At 69.7% G+C, this 11128-nt stretch carries 11 protein-coding genes and 1 tRNA gene; 8 read left to right on the top strand and 4 right to left on the bottom strand.

Annotation, left to right across the window (positions count from 1 at the left end; all coding sequences use genetic code 11):
- Positions 1–1156: malate synthase (locus tag ACK5IN_RS04685; protein ID WP_416895051.1), on the bottom strand; the 1156-nt coding region annotated here is incomplete at its 3' end.
- 164 nt (positions 1157–1320) lie between these two features.
- On the opposite strand from ACK5IN_RS04685, the gene ACK5IN_RS04680 reads away from it, so the two are divergent.
- Positions 1321–2796 carry a helix-turn-helix domain-containing protein gene (locus ACK5IN_RS04680; RefSeq protein WP_416895050.1) on the top strand — a complete coding sequence of 492 codons (1476 nt, stop codon included), beginning with the start codon at positions 1321–1323 and terminating at the stop codon, positions 2794–2796.
- A 9-nt stretch (positions 2797–2805) separates the two neighbouring features.
- On the opposite strand, the gene ACK5IN_RS04675 is transcribed toward ACK5IN_RS04680, so the two are convergent.
- The 3 genes from ACK5IN_RS04675 to ACK5IN_RS04665 form a co-directional block, all read right to left on the bottom strand.
- The gene (locus ACK5IN_RS04675; protein WP_416895049.1) at positions 2806–3234 is read right to left on the bottom strand and encodes a TA system VapC family ribonuclease toxin; all 429 of its coding nucleotides are present in this window, start codon (positions 3232–3234) and stop codon (positions 2806–2808) included.
- On the bottom strand, positions 3231–3473 hold the full coding sequence (locus ACK5IN_RS04670; protein ID WP_416895048.1) for a ribbon-helix-helix protein, CopG family: 243 nt from the start codon (positions 3471–3473) through the stop codon (positions 3231–3233). Before ACK5IN_RS04670 ends, ACK5IN_RS04675 begins: the two co-directional genes overlap by 4 nt.
- A gap of 61 nt (positions 3474–3534) precedes the next feature.
- Entirely contained in the window at positions 3535–5034 is a 1500-nt protein-coding gene (locus ACK5IN_RS04665; protein WP_416895047.1) for a PucR family transcriptional regulator, read from the bottom strand.
- A gap of 89 nt (positions 5035–5123) precedes the next feature.
- Here ACK5IN_RS04665 and gabT point away from each other — a divergent pair, with 89 nt between their 5' ends.
- The 7 genes from gabT (at position 5124) to nusG (ending at position 10797) form a co-directional block, all read left to right on the top strand.
- Positions 5124–6482, top strand: a complete 1359-nt coding sequence (gene gabT, locus ACK5IN_RS04660) for a 4-aminobutyrate--2-oxoglutarate transaminase (protein WP_416895046.1) — start codon at positions 5124–5126, stop codon at positions 6480–6482.
- Positions 6483–6496: 14 nt separating this feature from the next.
- A complete protein-coding gene (locus ACK5IN_RS04655) occupies positions 6497–7393 on the top strand; it encodes a universal stress protein (RefSeq protein ID WP_416895045.1) in 897 nt (298 codons plus the stop codon).
- Positions 7390–8754 carry an NAD-dependent succinate-semialdehyde dehydrogenase gene (locus ACK5IN_RS04650; protein ID WP_416895044.1) on the top strand — a complete coding sequence of 455 codons (1365 nt, stop codon included), beginning with the start codon at positions 7390–7392 and terminating at the stop codon, positions 8752–8754. Before ACK5IN_RS04655 ends, ACK5IN_RS04650 begins: the two co-directional genes overlap by 4 nt.
- Positions 8755–8819: 65 nt before the next feature.
- Positions 8820–9254: a pyridoxamine 5'-phosphate oxidase family protein gene (locus tag ACK5IN_RS04645; RefSeq protein ID WP_416895043.1), complete on the top strand. Its 435-nt coding sequence runs from the start codon at positions 8820–8822 to the stop codon at positions 9252–9254.
- 126 nt (positions 9255–9380) lie between these two features.
- Positions 9381–9453: transfer RNA gene (locus ACK5IN_RS04640), tRNA-Trp, on the top strand.
- 45 nt (positions 9454–9498) lie between these two features.
- The gene (gene secE / locus ACK5IN_RS04635; protein WP_416895042.1) at positions 9499–9768 is read left to right on the top strand and encodes a preprotein translocase subunit SecE; all 270 of its coding nucleotides are present in this window, start codon (positions 9499–9501) and stop codon (positions 9766–9768) included.
- 33 nt (positions 9769–9801) lie between these two features.
- Complete coding sequence (gene nusG / locus ACK5IN_RS04630; protein ID WP_416895041.1) at positions 9802–10797, top strand: transcription termination/antitermination protein NusG; 996 nt, start codon at positions 9802–9804, stop codon at positions 10795–10797.
- Positions 10798–11128 lie beyond the last annotated feature (331 nt).

Below are 11128 nucleotides of genomic sequence, written 5' to 3'. Positions count from 1 at the left end.
GGGCCACCCAGGTGCCGTCGAAGCCGTCGCCGGCCTCGCGCTTCTTGTCGGCGGCGACCCGCTCGAACGCCTGGGCGGTCACCTCGGGGTCACGGCGGTTCGGGATGAACGCGCTCATGCCGCCGATCGCGAAGGCGCCGCGCTTGTGGCACGTCTGCACCAGCAGATCGGTGTAGGCGCGCATGAACGGCACGGTCATGGTCACCTGGCTGCGGTCGGGAAGGACGAACCGGGCACCGCGGCCGCGGTAGTTCTTGATCATCGAGAAGATGTAGTCCCAGCGCCCGGCGTTCAGGCCCGCCGCGTGATCGCGCAGCTCGTAGAGGATCTCGTCCATCTCGAACGCGGCCGGCAGCGTCTCGATCAGCACCGTCGCGCGGATCGTGCCGTGGTCGATGCCGAGGTACTCCTCGCTGAAGGTGAAGACGTCGTCCCACAGCTTGGCCTCTTCGCTCGACTCGAGCTTGGGCAGGTAGAAGTACGGGCCGCGTCCGGCGGCGATCAGCGCCTGCGCGTTGTGGAAGAAGTACAGCCCGAAGTCGACCAGCGAGCCCGATGCGGCCATCGTGCGCCCGGCGCGGTCGGTGTAGCGGAGGTGCTTCTCGGTGAGGTGCCACCCGCGTGGGCGCATCACGATCGTCGGTGTGCGCTCGGCGGTGACGGTGTAGCGCTTCCCCTCGGGAGAGGTGTATTCGAGCTGCCCGCGGATCGCGTCGAACAGGCTCAGCTGCCCCTCGATGACGTTCTGCCAGGTCGGGCTGGTGGCGTCCTCCTGGTCGGCGAGCCACACGCGCGCGCCGGAGTTCAGTGCGTTGATCGTCATCTTCGGGTCGGTCGGGCCGGTGATCTCGACACGACGGTCCTCCAGGCCCGGCCCGGCACCGGCGACGCGCCAGTCCGCATCCTCGCGGATGTGGCGGGTTTCATCACGGAACTGCGGGTCGTGACCGTTGCCGATCTCGAAGCGGCGGCGCATGCGGTCGGCGAGGCGGTCGTGGCGGCGGCCGGCGAAACGGTGATGCAGTTCGCCGAGGAACGCGACCGCCTCGGTCGTGAGGATCTCGTCGAAGCGCGGCTGCAGCGACCCGGTGATCTCGATCACGGGACCGGTGATGTTCAGCGTGGTGGGCGCGATGCCCGTGGCGGTGGGAGTCATGGCCCTGTCTCTCTGTGTCGTGTCTGGGTTTGTGGTCGTGCCTGTTTTTTGCGGTCCGGCCGGTGCCGGTGTTGAGACCACTCTGAGTGAATTTCACGGCTTGCAAGCACCAAAAGCCGTGTGAAGATTGTTTGATCTTCTGCTTATGTGACAGAATCCCGGTCATGAGTCCCATGCAGACCGCAGAATCCGACCGGAACGTGGCCGACGACGGGGTCGATTCGCTCACGATCGGCCGCCGCATCCGCCAAGTGCGCACCGAGCGCGGAATGACGCTCGACGATCTCGCCGCCGAGGTGGGCCGCGCACCCAGTCAGCTGTCGATGATCGAGAACGGGCGCCGTGAGCCCAAGCTGACGCTGCTGCGGGCGATCGCCCGCGCGCTCGGGGTCGCGCTCGACGCGCTGCTGGAATCGGGGCCGCTCGACGAGCGCGCGTCGCTGGAGATCTCGCTCGAGCGCGCGATGAAAGGGCAGACGTTCCAAGCGCTCGGGATCGAGCCGTTCCGCATCGGCAAGGGCGTGCCCACCGAGGCGCTGAAGGCGATGCTCGCGCTGCAGGGCGAGATCGACCGGCTGCGCGACGAGCGCGCGGCGACCCCCGAGGAGGCGCGACGGGCCAACGTCGACTTGCGTCGGCTCATGCGCACGCAGGACAACTACTTCGCCGAGCTCGAGGCCAAGGCCCGTGACATCCTCGCCGCGGTCGATCACCCGGGCGGACCGCTCACCCAGCGCACAGCTTCTGATATCGCCGCCCACCTGGGATTCACGATCCACTACGTTCCCGACCTTCCGCACACGACGCGGTCGGTCGCCGACATCCGCAACGGCCGGCTCTACCTGTCGAGCACCCTGTCGGCCAAGGGCGACCCGCGCACGGCGGTGCTGCAGGCGCTGTCGAGCCGGATGCTGGGGCATGCCGAGCCGCGCAGCTACGCCGAGTTCCTGCGTCAGCGTGTGGAGACCAACTACCTGACGGGGGCGCTGCTGATCCCCGAATCGCACGCGGTGCCGTTTCTGCGGGACGCGAAGAAGGACCGTGCCATCTCGATCGAGGATCTGCGCGATGCGTACTCGGTGTCGTACGAGACGGCCGCCCATCGGTTCACGAACCTCGCCACGCAGCACCTCGACATCCCGGTGCACTTCCTCAAGGTGCACGAGTCGGGCACGATCACGAAGGCGTACGAGAACGACGACGTGAACTTCCCGACCGATCGCCTCGGCGCGATCGAGGGACAGATGTGCTGCCGCCGCTGGACCTCGCGGGAGGTGTTCGACGTCGACGACCGGTTCAACCCGTACTATCAGTACACCGACACCGGCAACGGCACCTACTGGTGCACCGCGCGGGTGGAGCAGTCCAGCGAGGGAGCCCACTCCGTGTCGGTGGGGGTGCGCTTCGACGACACCCGGTGGTTCCTCGGGCGCGACACCACCAACCGCGGCACTTCGACGCACTCGGTGGAAGCCTGCTGCCGCCGGGCGCCGGCCGACCTCGAGTCGGTGTGGCGCGAGCACTCGTGGCCGAACGTGCGCACACCGCGCACGCTGCTGGCGACCCTGCCCACGGGGGCGTTCCCCGGTGTCGACACGACCGACGTGTACGAGTTCCTCGAGGCGCACGCCCCGCGGTGATGCACCGGCTCAGATCGTCGGAGTGGCGATTGCGAGACCATCGAACCGGCGGAAGTCCCGATCGAACGTCGCCACGGCGGAGCCCAGGCTGAGTGCAACGGATGCGATGTAGGCGTCGGGGACCAGATCACCCGTCGCCTGAGATGTGCGGCACAGCTCGACAAGGCGTTGCGGTGCGTCCCCGGCCGTTGCCGCCGCGCGGTACGCAGGTGCGTTGGCTACGTCGTGGATGAAGGCCGCGGCCTCGTCGAGCGACGAGGGCTGGACCATTGCGCGGGGATGCGTGACGATGCGCAGAAATCCTGACCACACCGCGTCGGGCACGACGATGTCTTCGACGCCGCCGAGTCGGGTGGCAAGCCAGGGATGGGCGATCTCGTGATGAGGGTGATCCCGCCGGAACGCCGCGATCAGGATGTTGACATCGAGGACGATCATGCGGCGTCGATGCCGACCGCGTCGTAGAGACCACGATTCGTCGTGAGATCGACACCCGCGCGCGCACCGCCCGTCGCCCGGGAGACGGTCAGCGTGGTCTCACCACGCGGACGCTGGGGGGTGGCCAGCCCATGACGCAGCACATCTTCTACGAACTCGCCGAGGGTCTGGCCCTTCGCTCGCGCCTCTGACTTGGCGCGAGCAAGCAGTTCATCATCGATCGAGAGCGTGGTGCGCATGATGCCGATTCTAGTGCATCACACGCATCACAGCCTTTGTTCGGTCTCGAGCGGTGCGGGGTCACCGGCCGGCGAGCTGCAGGGCCACCCAGACGTCGGCGCGGGCCGGGAAGGCGCCGAGATCGACGCCGAGCAGCCGCCCGGCCTGGGCGATGCGCGCGCGCACCGTGTGCCGATGCACGCCGAGAGCCTCGGCGGTCGTGTCGTAACGGGCGTCGTTCTGCAACCATGCGACGAGGGTCTCTTCGAGCGGACCGCCCTCGGCGCGCAGCGGGGCGAGCACCGCTTCGGCGCGCAGTCGTGCCGCGGCGGAGTCGATGCCTGTGAGCACCCCCGCCGCCGCGACCACCGCGAACCGCGACACCCCGTCGCCGGCGCCGGTGCGCAGCGCCTCGCCCGCTTCGGCGCGCAGCCGCGGCATATCGGCCCACGACCCGCTCGTCGACACCCCTGCCGACGCATCGAACCGCGCGACGAGCTCATCGGCCAGCTCTCCGCCGGCGGCGGTCGCGGCGACGATCACCGCGCCGTCGCGGGCGAAGAACACGCCCCGGCCTGCGCGGCGTTCGAGGAACGCCGCTACGGCGTCGCCGGAGGCATCCGTCACCATCACCTCGACGGGCTCGACCGGCAGGGCACCCCACAGCTCACGCGACACCGCTGCGACCACGGCCGCATCGCCGGCGAGCAGCAGACGCAGCAGGGCCGTGCGCAGCCGCGCCAGCGCCGCACCGAGGCGCTCGCCCTGGGTGAAGGCCAGCTCGGCCATCGCGACGACGGCGGTCACGACGCCGCGCGCCTCCTGGTCGAGCTCGGCCTTGCCGACGACCAGCACGCCGCGCAGGTGGCCCGTGCGCCCCAGCGTCTGCAGCGTGAACGGCACGCCGCCCAGTCGCAGCGATGCGCCCGAGGCCCCTTCCCGGCGCAGCACCGTCTCGACCTCGGCGGCAAGCTCCGCGGCCACGGCGGGGTCGAGGGGGATCGGATGCCGGTGCGTCGCCGTGCCGGTCGTGTCGAACAGGCCGACCCAGGCGTCGAGGCGGCGCGACAACTCGGCGAGGATCTCGTCGAGCCCGCCCGAGCGCAGCGCGGCGAGCGCCACCGCACGCTGCGCGGCCAGGGCCCACGAGCGCCGCGAGTGGGACTCGGCGGCGACGGCCTCGGCGTTGGCGCGGGCCACCGCGATGAACGGCGTGCCGTAGGGCACCTCGAACAGGGGCATGCGGTGCGCGCGGCAGGCGTCGGCGAGCTCGGTCGGGATGCCGTCGCGCGCCACCTCGGTGCCGTAGCCGAGTCCGAGCACACCGCGCGCCTTGAGCCGTGCGACATAGGGCTCGGGGTCGGGGTGGTCGGTGAACTGTGTGCCGGTCGTCAGCAGCGCCAGGCCCTCCGACAGGAACGGCGTCGGGTCGGCGAGGTCGGAGCTGTGCACCCACCGCATGGGGCGATCCAGCGCCCCGGGCTCGAGGTCTGCCTCGTCGATCGTCAGCTGCAGGCGCAGCTCGCGACGGCGCAGCAGGGCGCGCAGCGTGGGCGTTCCGGGCGCGGGGGCCGCAGGCATCCACTCTCTTTCGTCGTGTACAGTATGGATCTTTCGACTGTACATCGCGTACAGTGCCCGCGCACTCGCACCCCCGTACGCTCACCAGCATGAGCACGATCGCGCCCCCTTCCATCACACCTCTCGGTGGCCCCTCGCTCCCGCAGGAGCGGCACCTGGTCACCGCCCTTCCCGGCCCCCGCTCGCAGGAGCTGCTCGACCGCAAGGCCGCCGCCGTCTCTGCGGGGGTGGGCCACACCGTGCCGATCGAGGCCGTCGCCGCAGGCGGGGGCGTCGTGGTCGACGCCGACGGCAATTCGCTGATCGACCTCGGCGCCGGCATCGCCGTCACGACGATCGGCAACGCCCACCCCAAGGTCGTCGAGGCCGTGCAGGCGCAGATCGCGCAGTTCGCCCACACATGCTTCATGGTCTCGCCCTACGAGTCGTACGTTGCCGTCGCCGAGGCGCTCAACCGCGTGACGCCCGGCGATCACGTCAAGAAGAGCGCCCTGTTCAACTCGGGCGCCGAGGCGGTCGAGAACGCCATCAAAGTCGCCCGCAAGCACACGCGTCGGCAGGCCGTCGTGGCGTTCGAGCACGGGTACCACGGCCGCACGAATCTCACGATGGGCCTCACCGCCAAGGCCATGCCGTACAAGAGCGGCTTCGGGCCGTTCGCGGGCGAGATCTACCGCGCTCCGCTGTCGTACCCGTTTCGCGACGGACTCAGCGGCGCTGAGGCCGCGGCACGCGCGATCTCGGTCATGGAGAAGCAGATCGGCGCCGACGACCTCGCCGCCGTCATCATCGAGCCGATCCCGGGCGAGGGCGGGTTCATCGTGCCCGCCGACGGCTTCCTGCCCGCGATCGTCGACTGGTGCCGCGCGAACGGCGTCGTCTTCATCGCCGACGAGGTGCAGACCGGCTTCGCCCGCACCGGCACGATGTTCGCGAGCGAGCAGTTCGGCATCGTGCCCGACCTCATCACGATGGCCAAGGGCATCGCGGGCGGCATGCCGTTGGCGGCGGTCACCGGACGGGCCGAGATCATGGATGCCTCGCACATCGGCGGTCTCGGCGGCACCTACGGCGGCAACCCGGTCGCGTGCGCTGCGGCGCTGGCTGCCATCGAGGTCTTCGAGAGCGAGGACCTGCCCGCCCGCGCGCAGGAGGTCGGTGCGATCCTGCGCGCGCGCCTCGAGGCACTGCAGGCCGACGACCCGCGCATCGGCGAGGTGCGCGGGCGCGGTGCGATGGTCGCGGTCGAGTTCGTGAAGCCCGGCACGACCGAGCCGGATGCCGCGCTGACCTCCGCGGTCGCCAAGGCGTGCATTGCCGAGGGCGTGATCGTGCTCACGTGCGGCGCGTACGGCAACATCATCCGCTTCCTACCGCCGCTGTCGATCCCCGACGCGCTCCTCGAGGAGGGGCTCGACGTGGTCGCCGCGGCGCTCGCCGCCGTGTGACCCGTGGAGGGCCCGTGACAGCACCGATCGTCGTCGGCTGCGCCGCGACGCCCGCGGGCCGCGACGCGATGGCCCTCGGCGCGCGTCTGGCGGTTGCGACCGGTGCGCCGCTCGTGCTCACGTTCGTGCTGCCGGCCGACATGCACGCGGTGCTTCCCCCCGCCACCCGCGGGCCCGAGGCACGCTCGCAGGCCGAGGCCTGGCTGATGGATGCCGCGGCCTCCCTGCCGGCCGCGGTCACCGCCTCGACCCAGGTGCGCATCGCCGAGTCGTTCGCGCAGGGCCTGGTCGACGCCGCGCACGTGGCCGGCGCCGGGCTCATCGTCGTCGGTGCCGCCAACGGCGGGCTGCGCGGCCGGCACCGCCTCGGCACCGTCGCCGCCGAACTGCTGCACTCGTCGGACGTCGCGGTTGCCCTGGCACCTGAGGGCTCGCGTCGCGTGTTCCCCGCCGTCGGCGTCACGCGCATCACCGCCGCGATCGGCATGCGCCCCGGGGCCGACCTGCTCATGGAGGGCGCGATCGAGCTGTCGCAGGCCACGGGCGCCGAGCTGCGCATCCTGTCTCTGGTGGCGCTCGACCTCCCCGCCGGCATCGAGGCGACCGAGACGGCCGCCGAACACGCCGACGAGGTGTACATCCACGTGCGCGCGGCGCTGCCGCCGAGCATCAAGGCGGATACGGTCGTGGGGCTGGGCGACAGCATCGAAGATGCCGTACGGCGGCTGCGCTGGGAGCCCGGCGAGCTCGCCGTCGTCGGCTCGAGTCGCCTGGCGCGCGGGCGGCGCCTGTTCCTCGGCGCGACCGCGGCGAAGATGCTGCGCGAGCTGCCCGTCCCCATGATCGTCGCACCCCGCACCCGCGGGTCGCGCACTCTCACCGGAACCCCCGCAGAACTGGAGCGACCATGACCGGCTACGCCGTCGTCAATCCCGCCACCGGCGAGACCCTCGCCACCTACCCGACGCACACCGACGTCGAGGTGCAGGAGGCCCTGGCATCCGCCTCGGCCGAGTTCCGCATCTGGCGCGACGTGGCCGTCGCCGAGCGCGCCACGATCATCCGCCGCATCGCCGAGCTGCACCGCGAACGCCGCGACGAGCTCGCGGCGATCATCGTGCGCGAGATGGGCAAGCCGCTGGCCGCGGCGGAGGGCGAGGTCGACTTCGCCGCCGACATCACCGAGTACTACGCCGACCACATCGACCGAATCACCGGCGACCAGTCCATCGACATCGAGGGCGAGGGCACGGCCGTGATCCGCCGCTCACCGCTCGGTGTGCTGCTGGGCATCATGCCGTGGAACTTCCCGTACTACCAGGTGGCCCGCTTCGCCGCGCCGAACCTCGCGGTCGGCAATACGATTCTGCTCAAGCACGCACCGCAGTGCCCCGAGTCGGCAGAGGCCATCGCGCGGATCTACCGCGATGCGGGCCTGCCCGAGGGGGCGTACATCAACGTGCGCCTGACCAACGAGCAGGCCGCTGACGTCATCGCTGACCCGCGCGTGCAGGGCGTCTCGGTGACCGGCTCCGAACGTGCGGGCTCGGCCGTGGCGGCGCTGGCCGGACAGCACCTCAAGAAGGTGGCGCTCGAACTGGGCGGCTCCGACCCCTTCATCCTGCTGTCGACGAATGATCTCGACGCCGCCGTCGAGGGCGCCGTCGCCGCGCGGCTCGACAACACCGGCCAGTCGTGCAACGCCGCCAAGCGCTTCATCGTGCACGAAGACCTCTACGACGCGTTCCTCGAGAAGTTCACCGCCGCGATGACCGCAGCCAAGACCGGCGATCCGTTCGCCGACGACACGGTGCTCGGGCCGCTGTCGTCGCTGGCGGCCGCCGAGCGGCTCGACGGCCAGGTGCAGCGTGCGATCGAGCAGGGCGCGACGCTGGTCACGGGTGGCACGCGCACGGGTGCCTTCTTCGAGTCGACCGTGCTCACGGACGTGACGGCGGAGATGGATGCCTTCCGCGAAGAGTTCTTCGGTCCGGTCGGCGTCGTCTACAAGGTCGAGAACGAGGACGAGGCCGTCGCGCTCGCCAACGACACGCCCTACGGGCTCGGCTCGTACGTGTACACGACCGATGCGGAGCAGGCAGTGCGCCTGGCCGACAAGATCGACGCCGGGATGGTGTTCGTCAACATCGTGCTCGCCGACGAGGCGGGGCTGCCCTTCGGCGGCGTGAAGCGCAGCGGCACCTCGCGCGAGATGGGCCTGCTGGCCGCCGACGAGTTCGTGAACAAGAAGCTTATCCGCGTGGCGGGGTGATCGCGGTTCTGCCGCTCGGTGAGCCCGTAAGGGCCCGGCGGTCGGATTCGCGGGATGATGGAGGCATGGACGAGCCGAATATCGTGACGACCCTCACTGAAGCGCAGTGCATCGGGCGGCTGGCGCAGCACGAACTCGGCCGGCTCGTGACACGGGTGACGGACGTGCTCGACATCTTCCCGGTGAACTACGCACTCGACGGGCACGACATCGTGTTCCGCACGGCCGAGGGCAGCAAGCTGTATGAGCTCACCGTGAACGACGAGGTGCTGTTCGAGGTCGATGCGTACACCGACGCCGACGCGTGGAGCGTTGTGGTGCGCGGACGCGCCCGCCGGCTGACCACCAGTGCCGAGGTCGCCGCGGCCGACCGGCTGCCGCTGGCGCCGTGGATCCCGACCCTGAAGTACAACTTCGTGCGCATCACCCCCACGAGCATGACCGGCCGCGCCTTTCCACGGGGCGAAGAGCCCGAGCGCTACGGCATCGCCGAGTACTGAGCGCGTTCGCGGGGGCTGTGCCCATGCCGTAGACTGGAAGACGCAGTGGAAGTCTGCATTCTTTTGTCGTGCCCGGCGCGCGGTGCGACGAGAGCGGCGCAGACACCTCGAGACCTCAAGGTCTCTAGGGCGGTAGCTCAATTGGCAGAGCAGCGGTCTCCAAAACCGCAGGTTGCAGGTTCAAGTCCTGTCCGCCCTGCGGCCCAGCGAACAGCTGGTGCATCCCAGTGATTCAGGTGGTTCGATGGTCCAGGACGAAACGGGTGGCGAAGTCGCCGTCGGCGGCGGCAGCGCGCGTGAGAAGAAGCCCAACTTCTTCCAGCGCATCGTCATCTTCATCCGTCAGGTCTTCGCTGAGCTGCGGAAGGTCGTCACCCCGACCCGGCAGGAGCTCATCAAGTTCACGGTCGTCGTGCTGATCTTCGTGCTCATCGTGATGGCCTTCGTGTACGGACTCGACATCGTCTTCGTGTGGCTTGCCGAGCAGGTGTTCGGCGTGCCGGGTGCGAGCTGAACGCGTCGCCACGCGTGAACGGAAGTGAATGAAGTGTCTGAACGATATGTCGGTGACGACGGCGACTGGGCAACGGCCGCCGAGCAGTCCAGCGAGGACGACGAGGCCCAGGAGGGCAACATCCTCGAGGCCGAGGAGCGGTCCGTCGAGGCCGCCGAGCAGGTCGCGATCCACGTGGTGGACGACGGCGACGAGCAGGATGTCGACGACCTGGACGACATCGACACAAACGACCCGGAGGCGGACGCGATAGTGAACGACGCGCTGAACATCGACGAGACGGTCGAGGCCGAGGCGGCAGCCGAAGTGCTGACCGAGTCGCTCGCGGAGCAGGTGGCCGAGGAGGCCGCCGCCCACGCCGACGACGTGGCGCCGTACGACGGTCCCGACATCAACGGTGACGAGGCCGACCCGTACGAGGCATACCGCGCCGAGCTGCGTCTGCTCCCCGGCAAGTGGTACGTCATCCACTCCTACGCGGGCTTCGAGCGCAAGGTGAAGGCCAACATCGAGCAGCGCAAGTCGACGCTCGAGGTCGAGGACGACATCTACCAGATCGAGGTCCCCATGGAGGACGTCGTCGAGATCAAGAACGGTCAGCGCAAGATGGTCACGCGCGTCCGGATCCCCGGCTACGTGCTCGTGCGCATGGAGCTCAATGAGGACACCTGGTCGGTCGTGCGGCACACGCCGGGCGTGACCGGCTTCGTCGGGAACGCCCACAACCCGACGCCGCTGCGCTTCGAAGAGGCCTTCAACATGCTCAAGAGCCTCGTCGAGGTGAAGGAGACCGCGCCGGCCAAGTCGGCCGCTTCGGCGAAGGGCGTGCCTGCTGCGTCGCGTGCGATCCCCGCCGAGGTCGACTTCGAGATCGGCGAGACCATCACCATCAAAGAGGGCTCGTTCGCGGGTCTGCCGGGCTCGATCAGCGAGATCAAGCCAGAGAGCGGAAAGCTCACCGTGCTCGTGTCGCTGTTCGAGCGCGAGACCCCCGTCGAGCTGTCGTTCGACCAGGTCACCAAGCTCTGACACCGCCACGCGCGCAGAAGTGCGTGCATGGGCAGGATGGCGTGCGGGATGTGCCTGTAGCATCCGTCATCGTGCACATCTCCGCGTTTCTGCGCGGCTTCGCCTCCTCCAGAGCGTGAGTGCGCCGAGCATTCGTCCACAAATCGGGGCGACGGCCGCCCGACGGCGTCACGACGCGCGACGCTCAGTGGATGACGGAGCTTCAGGAGGTCGTCCGCGAACAGGGCGGAGTCGCCCGTGTGTCGGTGCTGCGCACGCAGGGTGTCTCGCGCCGCACGATCGAAGGCGAGGTCGCCGCGGGTGCGCTGATCCGTCCGCGCACTGGGGGGGT

This window comes from Microbacterium sp., assembly GCF_047971895.1.
Classification (GTDB): Bacteria; Actinomycetota; Actinomycetes; order Actinomycetales; family Microbacteriaceae; genus Microbacterium.
Note: the sequence above shows the minus strand (reverse complement) of the source record. Positions and strands in the feature narration are given on the sequence as shown.

Coding starts and splice junctions, on each gene's coding strand:
- ACK5IN_RS04680 (WP_416895050.1), top strand. CDS start 1,321: ATGAGTCCCATGCAGACCGCAGAATCCGACCGGAACGTGGCCGACGAC.
- ACK5IN_RS04675 (WP_416895049.1), bottom strand. CDS start 3,234: ATGATCGTCCTCGATGTCAACATCCTGATCGCGGCGTTCCGGCGGGAT.
- ACK5IN_RS04670 (WP_416895048.1), bottom strand. CDS start 3,473: ATGCGCACCACGCTCTCGATCGATGATGAACTGCTTGCTCGCGCCAAG.
- ACK5IN_RS04665 (WP_416895047.1), bottom strand. CDS start 5,034: ATGCCTGCGGCCCCCGCGCCCGGAACGCCCACGCTGCGCGCCCTGCTG.
- gabT (WP_416895046.1), top strand. CDS start 5,124: ATGAGCACGATCGCGCCCCCTTCCATCACACCTCTCGGTGGCCCCTCG.
- ACK5IN_RS04650 (WP_416895044.1), top strand. CDS start 7,390: ATGACCGGCTACGCCGTCGTCAATCCCGCCACCGGCGAGACCCTCGCC.
- ACK5IN_RS04645 (WP_416895043.1), top strand. CDS start 8,820: ATGGACGAGCCGAATATCGTGACGACCCTCACTGAAGCGCAGTGCATC.
- secE (WP_416895042.1), top strand. CDS start 9,499: ATGGTCCAGGACGAAACGGGTGGCGAAGTCGCCGTCGGCGGCGGCAGC.